Source organism: Aeromonas sp. V90_14 (assembly GCF_029967615.1).
GTDB lineage: Bacteria > Pseudomonadota > Gammaproteobacteria > Enterobacterales > Aeromonadaceae > Aeromonas > Aeromonas hydrophila.
The window spans coordinates 30,186-46,118 of record NZ_JASCAS010000005.1 but is presented as its reverse complement, the minus strand read 5'-3'; the positions used below and the strand labels follow the sequence as shown (position 1 = coordinate 46,118).

The following is a 15,933-nucleotide window of genomic DNA, read 5'->3' as shown; positions in this document are numbered from 1 at the left end:
GCTACTCCTCATCCTTGAGCGTCGTGCGAACATGGGCGAAGGCATCGTCCATGTCGAGAAAGCAGCGCAGCGGTCCGGGCTCGGCATCGGCCAGCGCCAAGAAGGCGGCGATCCCCGCATTGAGCCCCACCAGCAGGCTGACGGCACCGAGCAGGCGGCACACCTCGGCCAGTTTGCGTACCTGCCTGAATTCGTGGTGATCGAGCAGCATGACCCCGGAGAAGTCGAGCAGTACCGCGTGCTGGCGGCCCAGCATCAGCCGCTGGGAGAGGGCCTGCATCAGTTGCTGCATGCCCTCGTCACCGAGGTCGGGGCGCATGCTGACCACGATGCAGTCGGCCACGTCGGCGATGCCCAGATCATTGTTGAGCAGCATGCATCTCTCCTAGAGGGTGGATCCGACCCGCTTGAGGGCGATCTCGAAGGCATCCCGCAGGGTCGCCGTGGTACGGATGTCGCCGACAGAGACCCCCAGCTCCACCATGGTGCGGGCGATGGCCGGCGAGACGCCGGAGATGATGGCCTCGCACCCCATGAACTGGGTCGCCTTGGTGATCTTGATCAGCTGGTTGGCGACGCCGGTATCCACGGTGGCGACCCCGGCGATGTCCAGCACGAAGACCCGGGCCCGGGTCTCGGCAATCTTGGTGAGCGACTTGTTCATCACGTCGGCGGTGCGCATGGAATCGATGATCCCCACCAGTGGCAGCAGCAGGATCCCGTCCCAGATGGGGGTGACCGGGGTCGACATTTCCTGCAGCGACTTGTGCAGCTCCTCGCGCACTCTGGCGGCCTCTTCGGCCTCCTCCATGGCGCGCTTGAGCTGGCGATGCTGCGCCACCTGGGCCGTGATGTCGGTGGCAAACTTGACGATCTTGCTGGGCTTGCCGGTGAGATCCAGCACCGGGTTGTAGGAGCCTTGGATCCAGATCTCTTCCCCCTGTTTGCCGAGTCGGCAGAACTCTCCTGCCAGGAATTCACCGCGGCGCAGGGTTTCCCAGAAGCTGCGATAGTCGGCCGACTGGGCGTAGTCAGGATCGACCAGCAGCCGGTGGTGCTGACCCTTCAGCTCCTCCAGCTGATAGCCCACCGTCTCCAGGAAGCGGGCATTGGCATCGAGGATGATGCCATCCAGTGAAAACTCCACCTTGCCCATGACCCGGCTGAGGGCGTTGAGCTGCCCCTCGAAGTTGGCGTTCAGCTGCTTCTGCTCGGTCAGATCCATGGCGTATTCGATGACCTGGACCAGCGCGCCCTGTTCATCCAGCTGCGGGCTGCAACTGCCTCGCAGCCATATGTCCCGTCCCTGCCGATCCAGCCGGTGAAACTCACCCTCCTGTGCCTGCCCCGTTCGCAGCGCCTGCCAACGGGCGGCCTCGTCGGCGGATTCTTCCGCCTCAGCGGGGAGCAGCATGCCGTAGTGCTGACCCTTGAGCTCGGCCAGCTGATATCCCATGATGGCGAGAAAACGGGGGTTGGCATCCAGGATCAATCCGTCTGGCGCGAGCTCGAGTCGTGCCATCAGCTGGTCGACGGCCTCCAGTCTGGCCTGGGGTGAAGCGGGAGTGACTGTGTTCGAATGGGCAGCTGCGGTGTGCACGTCCATGGCATCTCCAATAAATGGTGCAATTGATTTGAATGTCATTAGAAGGCGTACAGCAGTTATAGCCCACCGGGGCGAGAGCGGGGGGCAAGAAGTGCCGAAAGAGCCTGCTGGTGGATGGGCCTTGGGCCTGGGGAGTTCGTCATGAATCTCTTATATCGCGACTACCCGCAAGGCGCGCTCACCGCCCTCCATTGTCACGGCGGCTCACAGTTTTGCTATCTGCATCGGGGTGGTGGCGTGATCAGCAGTGAGGCGGCAGGCGTGCTGCTGGTGACGGGCCAGCTCTGCCTGATCCCGGCCGGGCTTGCCCATGAGTTCAGGGTGCTGCGTCACTCCCGGCTCACTCTGATCTATCTGGATGACCTGGATGGGGGGCGCGAACTGACGACCCATCAGGTGAGCCCGCTGCTGGCTGGCCTGTTCGAGCGGCTGGCGGACATGGCGGGGCCGGGGCTCAGGGATGCCTATCTGACGGTATTGGCGGCCGAGCTGCGACAGGCACCGGTGGCGGCTGGATTCATGCTGAGCGCAGCGCTGGACGTGCGGCTGCTGCGGGTGCTGGAACGGGTCTGCCGGCACCCTTCCATCGAATACGGATTGGCGGAGCTGGCTGCCGATTCAGGTGCCTCGGTGCGCACCCTCAACCGGCTGTTCAGCCAGCAGCTGGGCTGCAGCTTTCGGCAATGGCGACAACAGGTGGTGATGGGACGGGCCCGCCAGTTGCAGCAACAGGGCCAGCCGCTGTCGCGGATAGCCCTCGAACTGGGTTACGGGGATTTCAGCGCCTTTTCTTACGCCTTCAATCGCTTCTTGCGGGAGCCGGCGGAGCCGTGAGGCGGGAGCCGAGATCCCGGTCGGTTGGCTTCCCCGCCAGCAGGCAGGTCAGCTCATCGGTGTGACTCAGGCGTTCGCCCTGAAAGGTGAACAGGGCGCTTACCTTGCACTCGATATGGGCGCCGTCGTAACGCCAGGCCCGCACCCGATGCAGGGAGTGCACCCGGTTTCCCTCGGCCAGCAGCGAGACAAAATGGATCTCGCAGCGGGCCAGGCTCTGGCGCAGGGCCAGCAGGTGTTGCTCGAAGGCGGCGCGATCCAGCCGCTGGTCATCCACCAGCTGGACATAGTCCGGGCAGAACCAGTGATCGAGTTCGGCCGGGGTGAAATCGGGGTCACAGATGACCCGGTTGAGGCAGGCTTGCAGCCGTTGCTTGTAATCCATGATGGGCTCCTGAGTGGATGGGAGTGGCCAGTATGGGGCGCAGCGTCGGCTCCGGCCTGGGTGCCCACGCCATCCTGTTTGGCGATTGCGCCAAGATGGGGGCTTGCCGTGGCGATGCGTGTCACTTGGCCCTGTTTTGTGGCGGGTTTCACGGTTTCCGGTGCCGGCATGGGGCAGGATCGGCCCCCTGTTTCCTTCATGTCACGAGCCGTATCATGTCCTTATCCCCCCGTTTTGCCCTGCTTGCCTCCCTGGTCGCCGCCAGCCTGACCCTGCCCGCCGTGGCGGTCGAAGCTCCGGCCAGCCCCGCCGGTGTCACTGCGGTGACCCTGGCCCAGCAGGCCCCCATTCACTGGGTGTCGGTGACGCAGATTGCCAGGAGCCTGGATGGGCTGCCGCCGATGGCGGTAGGTTTCGACATCGATGACACCCTGCTCTTTTCCAGCCCGGGGTTCTATCGCGGCAAGCAGGAGTTCTCGCCCAATGACGAGAGCTACCTGAAGAACCCGGCCTTCTGGGAGAAGATGAACAACGGTTGGGACGCGTTCAGCGTGCCGAAGGAGGTGGGCAAGGCGCTCATCGCCATGCACCTCCAGCGCGGCGATCACATCTATTTCGTCACGGGTCGCTCGGCGACCAGGACCGAGACCGTGAGCAAGACCCTGCAGCAGACCATGAATATTCCGGCCGACCAGCTCAACCCGGTGATCTTCGCCGGCGATCAGCCGGGCCAGAACACCAAGGTGCAGTGGCTCAAGGAGAAGCAGATGAAGATCTTCTACGGCGATGCCGATGGCGACATCAAGGCGGCGCAGGAGCTCGGCATTCGCGGCATCCGGCTGCTGCGCTCGGCCAACTCCACCTACCGGCCGTTGCCGCTGGCTGGCGCATTGGGGGAGGAGGTGATCGTCAACTCCCAGTACTGACGTCCCCATGAATGGAAAAAGGGCCGGATCCTGTCAGGATCCGGCCCTTCTTTTTGGCGTCTAGCGGGCGGCGAAGGTATTGCAGCTGGCGGGCTTGCCGCTGTCGAAGCCGCGCTTGAACCAGGCGTAGCGCTGGGCCGAGCTGCCGTGGGTGAAGCTGTCCGGGATCACCCGGCCCTGGCTCTGCTGCTGCAGACGGTCGTCGCCAATGGCCTGGGCGGCGTTGAGCGCCTCTTCCAGATCGCCATGCTCCAGCACCTGCTCCCGCTGCATGTAGTGGCCCCAGACGCCGGCAAAGCAGTCAGCCTGCAACTCGAGTTTGACCGACAGCTTGTTCTGCTCGGCCCGGCTCAATCCCTGCTGCTGTTCACGCATCTTGCGCTCGATGCCGAGCAGGTTCTGCACGTGGTGGCCCACCTCGTGTGCCACCACGTAGCCCTGGGCGAAGTCGCCGTCGGCCCCCAGCTTGTCGCGCATCTCCTGATAGAAGGAGAGATCGATGTAGACGGTGCGATCCGCCGGGCAGTAGAAGGGGCCCATCACCGACTGGCCCTGGCCGCAGCCGGTACGGGTTGCGCCGCGATAGAGCACCAGTTTGGGTGCCTGATAGCGGCTGCCGCTCTGCTGGAAGATTTCGCCCCAGGCATCTTCGGTGGAGGCGAGCATCACCGAGGTAAACCTGGCGAGGGGATCCTTGGCCGGCTGAGACATCTCCTGACGCTGGGGCTGGCTCTGGGTGGTCGGTTCGCTGAGCAGGGGGGAGAGGTCCACCCCGTAGTAGCCGGCCACCATGACCACCACCAGCAGGATCAGGCGCCCCTTGCCGCCGATGGGGATGCCGCCCCCGCCGCCCTGCTGGCGCCTGTCTTCCACATTGTTGCTCTCACGGCGATCTTGCCAGCGCATATGCTTGCTCCCCTGCTGTCCGGTGGCAGTAATGATAATGGCTGGCGGGGTGGCTTGCCTAACGGGGGCAGGCCGGCGACCGGGTCGCCGGCGGCGGGAGTGGGCGTTTATTCGGCCCAGGGCATCTCGGGCAGGGAGTCCAGAAACTGGCCGTAGCGCTCGAGGTTGAAGGGGCCCTGATCCGCTTCCATCGCCATCAGCTCGGCCCCCAGGGCACAGGCGATATATTGCAGCGCCTCTTCACGGGGGGTGCCCTTCATCACCAGCCGCATCAGGGTCGCCTTGACCTGCAGCGGGTGGCCGTCGCTCAGCTGGTTGTCGACCATCTCCAGCAGGGTTTGTTCGTCGAAGAACTCGGTGGGTTCGCTCATGTGCTGTGCCTCGTCATGTCATAAAGGATGCCAGTATAGCGAGATAGCTATTAACGCATTGAAATATTTCGATAAAAACATTTCGGTAGGGGCGGTTTTTGTTACCCATAATTAATGTGGGTTTGCTGTCGGCAAACGACAACCATCATAAAATCGCATGGACGGATATCAATATGCCCACCATAGACTCGCTGTTATCCAAGCCCCAGAACCTGCCCAACGTGCCGGAAGTCATGCGCGAACTGGTGCAGACCTTCAACGAGAAAGAGCCGGATATCCTGCTGATTGCCAAGAAGATCAACAAGGATCCGGTGATCTCCGCCAAGCTGCTGCGGCTGGCCAACTCCGCCAAGTTTGGCGGCAGTCGCCAGGTCGCCACCGTCAACGAGGCCGTGGTGCGGCTCGGGGTCGACGTGGTGCGCAACATGGTGCTCGCCTGCGGCCTGACCGGCTCCATCAATGCGGTGCCCGGCATCGATCTCAAACATTTCTGGGGCAAGGTATTCGACGTGGCCGAACTGGCCAGACGGCTGGCCAAGCTCAAGGGCATGAAGGGGGAGGAGGTATTCACCTGCGCCCTGCTCTACGACATGGGGCGGCTCATCATGCACGTGGGGCTGCCGGAGAACATGGTGAACCACATCAAGGATCTGGAGCCCAGCAAGGGGCGCGCCAAGGCCGAGGAGCTGGTGGTCGGCTTCAACTATGCCCAGACCGGGGCCGAGATGGCCAGGCGCTGGCAATTCCCCCTGAGCATCTGCCATGCGGTGGAGTATCACTACAACCCCTTGCTGGCCAAGGAGTTCTCTGCCGAGGCCGCCCTCATCCATCTGGCCATCGCCCTGGCGGCGCAGTCTGACGTGGGGGATGAGGCACCGCCCGAGTGGCCCGCCCAGGTGGCCGAGCGGCTCGGTCTCTCCTGGTCCGACTGCGCGGCGGTTTTCGTGGCGCTGCGCGAGCAGGGCAATGGCTACGCCGGGCTGTTGGCGGCCTGACGCGGCTGATTTCATTGACCAGGGCCGCACTGCGGCCCTTTTTCATGGTGACAGCCTTGCCAATAGCCGGTGGCGGGGGCAGTCTTGGGGCCTGATTCTTCTATGCGAGCCCTTGTCATGATCCTCTCCGAGCGCCTGGAACTGCGCGAACTGACCGTTGCCGATGCCCCCTTCATTGTGGAACTGCTCAACGACCCCGACTTTCACCGCTACATCGGCGATCGGGGTATCCGCACTCTGCAGGATGCCGAAAACTACATCCAGCAGGGGCCGGCGGTCAGCTATGCCCGCCACGGTCACGGCCTCTATCTGGTGGCCCGGCGCAGCGACGGCGCCAAGCTCGGCATCTGTGGCTTGATCAAGCGCGATACCCTGCCTTGTGAAGACATCGGCTACGCCTTCCTGCCCGCCTATCGCGGTCAGGGTTATGGCATCGAAGCGGCGCAGGCGGCGCTGCAGGATGGTCGGGAGCGGCTCGGCATCGAGCGGGTGGTCGCCATCGTCACCCCGGGCAATGAGCGCTCGGTGGCGCTGCTGGCCAAGCTGGGGCTGGTGCAGAGCAGGCTGGTCAAGCTGGCCGAGGATGCGGATGAGTGTCTGCTGCTGGAGGCGGAAGGAGCGCAGGCCTGCCGGGTCTGAGAATATGGGTGCTTGCCGGCCAAGAGTGCGGGTGTTGGCTAGGCGATGCAGGGAAAATTTGCGGGAGTGAGACAAAGAGGCCGCCGTGAGTTGCGGCCTGTCTGCATCGGGCGCTGCCGTTGGGCAGGCAGGATCAGTTGAGGTCTTCGATGGAAAACTCGCCAGCGATGCCGTCACAGGAGATGGCAAAACCGCCGCTGAAGCGGGTGCTGAACTGGATCAGGAACCCGTCGTCATCGTGCTCTTGCACGGGCAGGTTGATGGGTTTGCTGCGACGCAGGGGTTTGTGTGTTTGTACTGCTTTCATCATGGTATTTCTCTATATCAATTAGGTGTTTGCTCCTTGTATTGGCAAATGTCAGGTCAATGGGCGCAGTCAGCACGATTGCGGACGAGCGCGCAGGAATACCCAGCCCGGTTCAGGGGCGTCTGCACTTTCAAGGAATGCGCCAAGGACCACGCGGATGCATGATGCTACTTGGGAGTGGGCAGATCGGGTCTGCACCGTGAGAGCCGGGCAACGCAGGCAGACAGCCTGAACGGTTCTCAAGGCGAGTAAATCAGAAGAAGGTTATGCGGGTACTGGCAGGATTCATCGTGAGGTGAAGCATTTCAGGGTAAACATAATCAGGGCTGATTAACTAGCCGGCGCGCATTCTCTCCTCGACATGAGTAAAAAGCAAACAATTATTTGCAGTTTTTCCTTGAGGGTCGTCTGTCGGCCACAAAAAGGGCTCCCGAGGGAGCCCTTTTTTCATCACCAGGTGACGTCAGCCGGTGACTCAGTAGTGGCCGCTGGCCTTCTTGGCGGCGGTGATCATCGGGGTGATGGTCATGCCCTGTATCACGATGGAGAACATCACCACCGAGTAGGTCATCACCAGGATCACTTCCCGCAGGTCGACGCCGTACTCCGGCAGCATCATGACGCCGGAGGGCAGCGCCAGCGCCATGGCCATGGCCAGACCGCCGCGTAGACCGCCCCAGGTGAGGATCCGCACCGAGAACTTGTTGTAGCTGCGATAGCGGCGGAAGGCCATGTAGGGCAGCGACACGCTGATGAAGCGGGCGGCGAGGCAGAGCGGCACAGCGATGACCAGCAGGATCCAGTCACGCCAGGCCAGATCCAGCAGCACCAGCGCCAGACCGATCAGCAGGAACAGCAGGGCGTTGAGGAACTGGTCCATCAACTCCCAGAAGTGATCCAGGTGATGGCTGCTCTGCTCGGAGAAGCCGGAATGACGGGTCCAGTTGCCGATCATGATGCCGGTCACCACCATGGCCAGGGCGCCGGAGACGCCGATCATGTTGGCGAAGGCGAAGCCGGCGGTCGGGATGCAGAGGGTCAGCAGCAGCTCCAGCGAACCGTCGTCGGTGGCGCTGATCATCACGTGGGCAATGAGGCCCAGCACGGCGCCGAACAGGATGCCGCCGAGGGCCTCATGCAGGAACAGGCCGGCCACGCTGCCGAAGGTGGGCTCGACGCCGCCGAACGCCACGGCGAACACGGTGGCGAAGATCACCAGGCCAACACCGTCGTTGAACAGCGATTCCCCTTCGATCTGGATGGCGATCTGGGGCGGCGCCTTCATCTTCTTGACGATGGCCAGTACGGCGATGGGGTCGGTGGGAGAGATCAGGGCACCGAACAGCATGCAATAGACCAGCGGCAGCTCCCAGCCCAGCAGCTTGGCGATGAACCAGAAGCCGTAGCCAACCATGAAGGTGGAGAGCAGGGTCGCCACGATGGAGAGAATGGTGATCTCCCACTTCTGGCTGCGCAGGGCTTTCAGATTGATCCCGAGACCGCCGGCGAACAGCAGGAAGCCCAGGATCCCCTTCAGCAGGAAATTCTGGAAGTCGATGCTCTCCATGGTCTTGACGGCCAGGGGTTCCAGATTGAACCAGCCCAGCTTACCGAACAGCACCAGCAGCGCGGAGATCAGCATGGAGCCCGCGGTGATGGCGATGGTGGTCTGGATCTTCACAACATACTGATTGGCAAAGGCGATAAAGATCGCCAACGCTGCCAGGAAGCAGAGTGTGTAGTAGACGCTCATAGTTATTTTTCTCTTTAGTAAACAGCAAGCACGTGTCCGGATTGAGGACGGGCATAGGGTACTCTTGGGTCACATGTTACTCATTACCTATTTATGAGTATATAGGTCGCTGATATAGACAGATAGACGGCTAGATTTCCATTTGATTTGTTTGCTGTTAGGATGCTGTTTACGCAGTTGCATGGATGTAAGAGGAACGAGCGGTGTCGAACAAAAAGTCGGATGTGACAAACAAACTGGAAGCCTGTCTCAAGGAGCGGATCCTGATCATCGATGGCGCCATGGGCACCATGATCCAGGGCTACAAGCTCGGTGAGGCCGATTATCGCGGCGCGCGCTTCGCCGACTGGCACACCGACATCAAGGGCAACAATGACCTGCTGGTGCTGACCCGTCCCGCCGTGATTCGCGAGATCCACGAGCAGTACTGCGCCGCCGGCGCCGACATCCTCGAGACCAACACCTTCAACGCCACCCGCATCGCCATGGCCGACTACGAGATGGAAGAGTTCTCGGCCGAGATCAACCGCGAGGCTGCCCGGCTGGCACGCGCGGTGGCAGAGGAGTGGACGGCGAAAGAGCCCCACAAGCCGCGCTTCGTGGCAGGGGTCCTGGGTCCCACCAACCGCACCGCCTCCATCTCGCCGGACGTGAACGATCCCGGCAAGCGCAACGTCACCTATGACCAGCTGGTGGCCGCCTACACCGAATCGACCCACGCCCTGATCGAGGGCGGCGCCGACATCATTCTGATCGAGACCATCTTCGATACCCTCAACGCCAAGGCCGCCGCCTTCGCGGTGGAAGGGGTGTTCGAGGCGCTGGGCTACAGCCTGCCGGTGATGATCTCCGGCACCATCACGGATGCCTCCGGCCGTACCCTCTCCGGCCAGACCACCGAGGCCTTCTACCACTCGCTGCGCCACGTCAAACCGGTCTCGTTCGGTCTCAACTGCGCGCTCGGGCCGGATGAGCTGCGCCAGTACGTGGAGGAGCTGTCGCGCATCAGCGAGACCCATGTCAGCGCCCACCCCAACGCCGGGTTGCCCAATGCGTTCGGTGAGTACGACCTCGATGCCGTCGAGATGGCCGAGCATATCCGCGAGTGGGCTGCGAGCGGCTTTCTCAACCTGGTGGGCGGCTGCTGCGGCACCACCCCGACCCATATTCGCGCCATGGCGGACGCCGTGGCGGGCATCAAGCCGCGCGCCCTGCCCGAGCTGCCGGTAGCCTGCCGCCTGTCGGGCCTGGAGCCCCTCATCATCACCCCCGAATCCATGTTCGTGAACGTGGGGGAGCGCACCAATGTCACCGGCTCGGCCAAGTTCAAGCGGCTGATCAAGGAGGGGCTCTACGACGAGGCCCTCGACGTCGCCAAGCAGCAGGTGGAGAGCGGCGCCCAGATCATCGACATCAACATGGACGAGGGGATGCTGGACGCCGAGGCGGCCATGGTGCGCTTCTTGAACCTGATTGCCGGCGAACCGGACATCGCCCGGGTGCCTGTGATGATCGACTCCTCCAAGTGGGAGGTGCTGGAAGCCGGCCTCAAGTGCGTGCAGGGCAAGCCGGTGGTCAACTCCATCTCCATGAAGGAGGGGGAGGAGAAATTCATCCAGCAGGCCAGATTGCTGCGCCGCTACGGCGCCGCGGTCATCGTGATGGCGTTCGATGAGGTGGGCCAGGCCGATACCCGTGCCCGCAAGTTCGAGATCTGCCAGCGCGCCTACCGCATTCTGGTGGATCGGGTGGGCTTCCCGCCGGAAGACATCATCTTCGACCCCAACATCTTCGCGGTGGCGACCGGCATCGACGAGCACAACAACTACGCGGTGGACTTCATCGACGCGGTGAAGGACATCAAGCAGAACCTGCCCCACGCCATGATCTCCGGGGGCGTCTCCAACGTCTCGTTTTCGTTTCGTGGCAACGAGCCGGTGCGTGAGGCGATCCACGCGGTGTTCCTCTATCACGCCATCCAGAACGGCATGGACATGGGGATCGTCAACGCCGGCCAGCTGGCCATCTACGAAGACATCCCGAGCGATCTGAAAGAGAAGGTCGAGGCGGTGGTGCTGAACCAGAATCCGGACGCTACCGAGGCGCTGCTGGCCATCGCCGAGCGCTATCGCGGTGGCGGTGCCCAGGCCGAGGATCCGCGGGATCAGGCGTGGCGCAGCTGGCCGGTGGGCAAGCGGCTGGAGCACGCGCTGGTAAAGGGGATCACCGATTTCATCGAGGAGGATACCGAGGAGGCACGCAGCCAGGCCGAGAAGCCGCTGCACGTGATCGAGGGGCCGCTGATGGACGGCATGAACGTGGTGGGCGATCTGTTCGGCGCCGGCAAGATGTTCCTGCCCCAGGTGGTGAAGTCGGCGCGGGTGATGAAGCGGGCGGTTGCCTACCTGCAGCCCTACATAGAGGCGGAGAAGTCCGGCGGTTCCAGCAACGGCAAAATCGTGATGGCCACCGTGAAAGGGGACGTGCACGACATCGGCAAGAACATCGTCGGGGTGGTGCTGCAGTGCAACAACTACGAGATCGTCGATCTCGGGGTGATGGTCTCTTGCGAGACGATCCTCAAGACGGCGCGGGAGGTCAATGCCGACATCATCGGGTTGTCGGGCCTGATCACCCCGTCGCTGGACGAGATGGTGCACGTAGCCAAAGAGATGGAGCGCCAGGGCTTCAAGTTGCCGCTGCTCATCGGCGGTGCCACCACTTCCAAGGCCCACACTGCGGTGAAGATAGAGCAGAACTACTCCGAGCCTGTGGTCTATGTCTCCAACGCGTCGCGCGCGGTGGGGGTGGCCCAGAGCCTGCTGAGCCCTGAGCTCAAGCCCGCCTTCGTGGCCCGCATCGACAAGGAGTACGAGATTGCCCGCGAGCAGCACGCCCGCAAGCAGCCGCGTTCCAAGCCGGTCAGTCTGGCCCACGCCCGTGCCAACCGCCATCAGCTGGACTGGGTCGGCTATCAGCCACCCAAGCCCCGGGAGCCTGGTGTGCAGACCTTCGAGGATGTGCCGGTCTCGGTGCTGCGCCCCTACATCGACTGGACGCCGTTTTTCCTGAGCTGGGAGCTGGCGGGCAAGTTCCCCCGCATCCTGGAAGATGAGGTGGTGGGGGAGGAGGCCACGCGCCTCTACGCCGACGCCAACGCCATGCTGGATCAGCTGGAGCAAGAGCGGAGCGTGCGCTGCGCCGGCATCATAGGCCTGTTCCCCGCCAACGCCGTGGGCGACAGCATCGAGGTCTACACCGACGAGTCGCGCAGCGAGGTACGCAAGGTATTGCACCACCTGCGCCAGCAGAGCGAGAAGCAGGGCTTCCCCAACTACTGTCTGGCAGACTATGTGGCCCCGAAAGAGAGCGGCAAGCCCGACTGGATCGGCGCCTTCGCGGTGACCGGCGGCATCGGCGAGGAGGCCATCGCCAAGGCCTACAAGGCGGAGCACGACGACTACAACGCCATCCTCATTCAGGCGGTGTGCGATCGCCTGGCCGAGGCCTTCGCCGAGTACCTGCACGAGCAGGTGCGCAAAGTGCACTGGGGCTATGCCCCCAACGAAGCGCTCAGCAACGAGGAGCTGATCCGCGAGAACTATCGCGGCATCCGCCCGGCGCCGGGTTACCCGGCCTGCCCGGAGCACACCGAGAAGGGCAGCATCTGGGAGCTGCTGGGGGTGGAGCAGGCCATCGGCATGAAGCTCACCGAATCCTACGCCATGTGGCCGGGGGCGGCGGTGTCGGGCTGGTATTTCTCCCACCCCGACAGCAAGTACTTCGCGGTGGCGCAGATCCAGCAGGATCAGGTGGAAGATTATGCCCAGCGCAAGGGGATGACGCTGGCAGAAGCCGAGCGCTGGCTGGGGCCGAACTTGCACTGATCAGGCATGGTGGATCACGGCACAGATGCTCCATTCGACTTGGTTCAAGGGGATGTTCAGCGAAAAGGTATGAGCGTCACATAAGCAGAGCGACTGTTGGCATCTAACCAGCAAGGGGTGTAAATGGACAAGAGAAGTGACCATCAGGAGTGGCCGGGCGATGAGCTGCTTGCGCGCTATCTGGCAGAAGCGGATGCAGAGGGTTTTATCGACTTCAAGGTCTTCTGCCGGGCACTGGACGTCTCGGCCTCTGCGCTGGCCGGTTTCTTTCATGAGCGCGATCGTTTCTATGACTCACCGGAAATGGTGGCCCTGCGTGACGGGTTGAACCACAGGGTGGAGTGGCGTGAACGCAAGCGGCGGGATGGCACCTCCCACGAGCCAGCCAGATTTGTGGTTAAAAGGGCGCAGATCCATCAGGATGATTTGGCGCGCTTTTTACTGCGATCGAAGCAACACATTACACAGACGAGAGAGGCATTTGATCGCGCTGTGCTGCGCTGGCGGCTCGAGCAGCTTGGCATAACCCATCTTCATTGAGTCACTGCTGTTACTGACTTAAGCCATGGATCTGCTGTTTGGCCATCTGCTGGTGAGGGAATGGCAGCGCAGGTTTCTGTGTGGTTTGTCTTGTTGTCAGGAGAAACAATTGGCGTTGTCTTGCCGCTGTGGCACCTTATACTCTCCCGCCCCATCCTGCCCAGGCACTGCCTTCTAGCGGAATTGTCATGAAGATCGCCATTTTATCCCGTGAGCCCAACAACTACTCCACCCGCCGTCTGGTCGAGGTGGCGCAGGCGCGCGGTCATCAGGTCGAGGTGCTCGACACCCTGCGCTGTTACATGAACATCGCCTCCCACAACCCCTCCATCCACTACGAAGGACGGGAACTGGAGAGCTATGATGCGGTGATCCCGCGCATCGGGGCCAGCATCACCTTCTACGGCACCGCCGTGCTGCGCCAGTTCGAGATGATGAACACCATGGCGCTCAACAGCTCGGTGGCCATCTCCCGCTCCCGCGACAAGCTGCGGGCCATGCAGCTGCTCTCCCGCCACGGCATCGGCCTGCCGGTGACCGGCTATGCCCACAGCACCCACGACGTGCCCGACCTCATCACCATGGTGGGCGGTGCGCCGCTGGTGGTGAAGCTGCTGGAGGGAACTCAGGGGATCGGTGTGGTGCTGTGCGAGACCCAGAAGGCCGCCGAGAGCGTGATCGAGGCCTTCATCCAGACCAACAACAACATCCTGGTGCAGGAGTACATCCGCGAGGCCAACGGCGCCGACATCCGCTGTCTGGTGGTCAACGGCAAGGTGGTGGCCGCCATGCGCCGCCAGGCCCAGCCGGGGGAGTTTCGCTCCAACCTGCATCGGGGTGGCACCGCCGAGGCGATCAAGATAAGCCCGGAAGAGCGGGCCACCGCGGTGCAGGCCGCCAAGATCATGGGGCTGGACGTGGCCGGGGTGGATATCCTGCGCAGTGCCCGCGGCCCGCTGGTGCTGGAGGTGAACTCCTCCCCCGGCCTGCAAGGGGTGGAAGCGGCCTCCGGCAAGGACGTGGCCGGCAAGATCATCGAGTTTCTCGAGCTCAAGGCGAGTCGCAAGCACAAGCCGGCGGAGTGATGCCGGGCTTGCCGCCACTCCAAAACAACAGGGCGCCTTCGGGCGCCCTGTTGTTTTTGGACTCGTGTTCGGGTGAGCGGGTGGCAAGGAAGGTAGCAAATGACGCCGGTTTTAGCGTTATCATCTGTTGCAAAATTGCACCACACCAATATCAAACACCATTGCTTAATTATTTTCTGGATGAAGTGACTGGATTGCCGTGCCGCACTTGCCTCCAGTTGGCACAAACGCTCTACTTGTCGCCCTTCGCAGGTCGCGAAACATAAAAATTTAATAAAACTATCTGCGGATTTTTTGCACGAATAAACCATTCGTGCCGACTTCCGTCATGATTTGACATTGTCATAGGCAGATTACGCAGCATGAATAACCAAAAATTAACATCCAGAGACATAGTCGCGTTGGGCTTTATGACCTTCGCGCTCTTCGTCGGTGCCGGCAACATCATCTTCCCGCCCATGGTGGGGTTGCAGGCCGGTGAACAGGTGTGGGGCGCCGCCGCCGGCTTCCTGCTGACGGCAGTTGGCCTGCCGGTGCTCACCGTGGTGGCGCTGGCCAAGGTCGGGGGCGGTGTGGATGCCCTGAGTGCGCCCATCGGCCGCAAGGCCGGGCTGCTGCTCGCCACCGTCTGCTATCTGGCCGTAGGGCCACTGTTTGCCACCCCGCGCACGGCGACCGTCTCCTACGAGGTGGGGCTGGCGCCGCTGTTTGGTGACGATGGCTCGGCCCTGCTGATCTACAGCCTGGTCTACTTCAGCCTGGTGATCGGCATCTCCCTCTATCCGGGCCGGCTGCTCGACACCGTGGGCCACGTGCTGGCGCCGATCAAGATCCTGGCGCTGGCGGCGCTGGGTCTCGCCGTTCTGCTGTGGCCCGCCGGTTCGGCCATCCCTGCCGTCGAAAGCTACCAGCATCAGCCTTTCTCCAACGGTTTCGTCAATGGCTACCTCACCATGGACACGCTGGGTGCCATGGTGTTTGGCATCGTCATCGTCAATGCGGCCCGCTCGCGCGGGGTGAGCAGTGCCAAGTTGCTGACCCGTTATACCGTACTGGCCGGCCTTATCGCCGGGATGGGCTTGACGCTGGTCTACCTCAGCCTGTTCCGCTTGGGCTCGGTGAGCGGTGAACTGGTGCCCCACGCCCAGAATGGCGCCGAGATCCTGCACGCCTACGTCCAGCACACCTTTGGCAACATGGGCAGCGGCTTCCTGGCACTGCTCATCTTCATCGCTTGTCTGGTGACGGCCGTCGGCCTGACCTGCGCCTGCGCCGAGTTCTTCGCCCAGTATTTGCCGCTCTCCTATCGCACCCTGGTGTTGCTGCTGGGCGGCTTCTCCATGCTGGTCTCGAACCTGGGGCTGAGCCACCTGATCCAGCTTTCGGTGCCGGTGCTGACCGCCATCTATCCCCCCTGCATCGTGCTGGTGGTGCTGAGCTTCACCCTGCGCTGGTGGGGCAACGGCACCCGCGTGGTGGGGCCTGTCATGCTCATCAGCCTGCTGTTCGGCCTGATCGACGGGCTCAAGGCCTCGGCCCTGGCCGGCCTGCTGCCGGCCTGGAGCCTCGCCCTGCCCCTGAACGAGCAGGGGCTGGCCTGGCTGCCGCCCTCGCTGTGTGCCCTGCTGCTGGCGGCCCTCTGGGATCGCCTGCAGGGTCGTCCACAGGTGGCGTCTGTCAGCAAGAGCGCGGCCTGAAT

At 62.7% G+C, this 15,933-nt stretch carries 15 protein-coding genes; 8 read left to right on the top strand and 7 right to left on the bottom strand.

What is annotated here, in order from left to right:
- Nucleotide 1: 1 nt before the first annotated feature.
- Nucleotides 2-376 (bottom strand): anti-anti-sigma factor, encoded by a 375-nt coding sequence (locus QLG02_RS05865; protein WP_282464758.1) that lies wholly within the window; start codon nt 374-376, stop codon nt 2-4.
- Between the two features lie 9 nt (nt 377-385).
- Nucleotides 386-1,606 carry a PAS domain-containing protein gene (locus QLG02_RS05860; RefSeq protein WP_167825312.1) on the bottom strand — a complete coding sequence of 407 codons (1,221 nt, stop codon included), beginning with the start codon at nt 1,604-1,606 and terminating at the stop codon, nt 386-388.
- Nucleotides 1,607-1,747: 141 nt separating this feature from the next.
- Between QLG02_RS05860 and QLG02_RS05855 the strand changes: the two genes are divergently transcribed.
- On the top strand, nt 1,748-2,440 hold the full coding sequence (locus QLG02_RS05855) for an AraC family transcriptional regulator (protein ID WP_282464757.1): 693 nt from the start codon (nt 1,748-1,750) through the stop codon (nt 2,438-2,440).
- Here the strand turns inward: QLG02_RS05855 and QLG02_RS05850 are convergent.
- Nucleotides 2,406-2,825, bottom strand: a complete 420-nt coding sequence (locus QLG02_RS05850; protein WP_282464756.1) for a nuclear transport factor 2 family protein — start codon at nt 2,823-2,825, stop codon at nt 2,406-2,408. The two genes, QLG02_RS05855 and QLG02_RS05850, sit on opposite strands and share 35 nt — an antisense overlap.
- Nucleotides 2,826-3,040: 215 nt before the next feature.
- On the opposite strand from QLG02_RS05850, the gene aphA reads away from it, so the two are divergent.
- Nucleotides 3,041-3,751 (top strand): acid phosphatase AphA, encoded by a 711-nt coding sequence (gene aphA, locus QLG02_RS05845; RefSeq protein ID WP_282464755.1) that lies wholly within the window; start codon nt 3,041-3,043, stop codon nt 3,749-3,751.
- Between the two features lie 60 nt (nt 3,752-3,811).
- Here the strand turns inward: aphA and QLG02_RS05840 are convergent, their stop codons facing one another.
- Entirely contained in the window at nt 3,812-4,657 is an 846-nt protein-coding gene (locus QLG02_RS05840) for a neutral zinc metallopeptidase (protein ID WP_029301797.1), read from the bottom strand.
- Between the two features lie 107 nt (nt 4,658-4,764).
- A complete protein-coding gene (locus QLG02_RS05835) occupies nt 4,765-5,028 on the bottom strand; it encodes a hypothetical protein (protein WP_005308154.1) in 264 nt (87 codons plus the stop codon).
- 173 nt (nt 5,029-5,201) lie between these two features.
- Between QLG02_RS05835 and QLG02_RS05830 the strand changes: the two genes are divergently transcribed.
- Both QLG02_RS05830 and QLG02_RS05825 read left to right on the top strand, forming a co-directional pair.
- On the top strand, nt 5,202-6,023 hold the full coding sequence (locus QLG02_RS05830) for an HDOD domain-containing protein (protein WP_016349190.1): 822 nt from the start codon (nt 5,202-5,204) through the stop codon (nt 6,021-6,023).
- Nucleotides 6,024-6,140: 117 nt separating this feature from the next.
- Nucleotides 6,141-6,662, top strand: a complete 522-nt coding sequence (locus QLG02_RS05825; protein WP_016349191.1) for a GNAT family N-acetyltransferase — start codon at nt 6,141-6,143, stop codon at nt 6,660-6,662.
- A gap of 133 nt (nt 6,663-6,795) precedes the next feature.
- On the opposite strand, the gene QLG02_RS05820 is transcribed toward QLG02_RS05825, so the two are convergent.
- Both QLG02_RS05820 and QLG02_RS05815 read right to left on the bottom strand, forming a co-directional pair.
- Nucleotides 6,796-6,972, bottom strand: a complete 177-nt coding sequence (locus QLG02_RS05820) for a hypothetical protein (protein WP_017408838.1) — start codon at nt 6,970-6,972, stop codon at nt 6,796-6,798.
- A gap of 472 nt (nt 6,973-7,444) precedes the next feature.
- The gene (locus tag QLG02_RS05815) at nt 7,445-8,722 is read right to left on the bottom strand and encodes a sodium:proton antiporter (protein WP_282464754.1); all 1,278 of its coding nucleotides are present in this window, start codon (nt 8,720-8,722) and stop codon (nt 7,445-7,447) included.
- 203 nt (nt 8,723-8,925) lie between these two features.
- Between QLG02_RS05815 and metH the strand changes: the two genes are divergently transcribed.
- The 4 genes from metH to brnQ all read left to right on the top strand — a co-directional run bounded on the left by metH (nt 8,926) and on the right by brnQ (nt 15,931).
- Nucleotides 8,926-12,609, top strand: coding sequence for a methionine synthase (gene metH / locus QLG02_RS05810; protein ID WP_282464753.1), 3,684 nt, complete (start codon nt 8,926-8,928; stop codon nt 12,607-12,609).
- A gap of 123 nt (nt 12,610-12,732) precedes the next feature.
- Nucleotides 12,733-13,149 carry a hypothetical protein gene (locus QLG02_RS05805; RefSeq protein ID WP_257689679.1) on the top strand — a complete coding sequence of 139 codons (417 nt, stop codon included), beginning with the start codon at nt 12,733-12,735 and terminating at the stop codon, nt 13,147-13,149.
- A gap of 188 nt (nt 13,150-13,337) precedes the next feature.
- Entirely contained in the window at nt 13,338-14,234 is an 897-nt protein-coding gene (gene rimK / locus QLG02_RS05800) for a 30S ribosomal protein S6--L-glutamate ligase (RefSeq protein WP_016349212.1), read from the top strand.
- Between the two features lie 362 nt (nt 14,235-14,596).
- Nucleotides 14,597-15,931, top strand: coding sequence for a branched-chain amino acid transport system II carrier protein (brnQ, locus tag QLG02_RS05795; protein WP_011704408.1), 1,335 nt, complete (start codon nt 14,597-14,599; stop codon nt 15,929-15,931).
- Nucleotides 15,932-15,933: the final 2 nt, after the last annotated feature.

Coding starts and splice junctions, on each gene's coding strand:
- QLG02_RS05865 (WP_282464758.1), bottom strand. CDS start 376: ATGCTGCTCAACAATGATCTGGGCATCGCCGACGTGGCCGACTGCATC.
- QLG02_RS05860 (WP_167825312.1), bottom strand. CDS start 1,606: ATGGACGTGCACACCGCAGCTGCCCATTCGAACACAGTCACTCCCGCT.
- QLG02_RS05855 (WP_282464757.1), top strand. CDS start 1,748: ATGAATCTCTTATATCGCGACTACCCGCAAGGCGCGCTCACCGCCCTC.
- QLG02_RS05850 (WP_282464756.1), bottom strand. CDS start 2,825: ATGGATTACAAGCAACGGCTGCAAGCCTGCCTCAACCGGGTCATCTGT.
- aphA (WP_282464755.1), top strand. CDS start 3,041: ATGTCCTTATCCCCCCGTTTTGCCCTGCTTGCCTCCCTGGTCGCCGCC.
- QLG02_RS05840 (WP_029301797.1), bottom strand. CDS start 4,657: ATGCGCTGGCAAGATCGCCGTGAGAGCAACAATGTGGAAGACAGGCGC.
- QLG02_RS05835 (WP_005308154.1), bottom strand. CDS start 5,028: ATGAGCGAACCCACCGAGTTCTTCGACGAACAAACCCTGCTGGAGATG.
- QLG02_RS05830 (WP_016349190.1), top strand. CDS start 5,202: ATGCCCACCATAGACTCGCTGTTATCCAAGCCCCAGAACCTGCCCAAC.
- QLG02_RS05825 (WP_016349191.1), top strand. CDS start 6,141: ATGATCCTCTCCGAGCGCCTGGAACTGCGCGAACTGACCGTTGCCGAT.
- QLG02_RS05820 (WP_017408838.1), bottom strand. CDS start 6,972: ATGATGAAAGCAGTACAAACACACAAACCCCTGCGTCGCAGCAAACCC.
- QLG02_RS05815 (WP_282464754.1), bottom strand. CDS start 8,722: ATGAGCGTCTACTACACACTCTGCTTCCTGGCAGCGTTGGCGATCTTT.
- QLG02_RS05805 (WP_257689679.1), top strand. CDS start 12,733: ATGGACAAGAGAAGTGACCATCAGGAGTGGCCGGGCGATGAGCTGCTT.
- rimK (WP_016349212.1), top strand. CDS start 13,338: ATGAAGATCGCCATTTTATCCCGTGAGCCCAACAACTACTCCACCCGC.
- brnQ (WP_011704408.1), top strand. CDS start 14,597: ATGAATAACCAAAAATTAACATCCAGAGACATAGTCGCGTTGGGCTTT.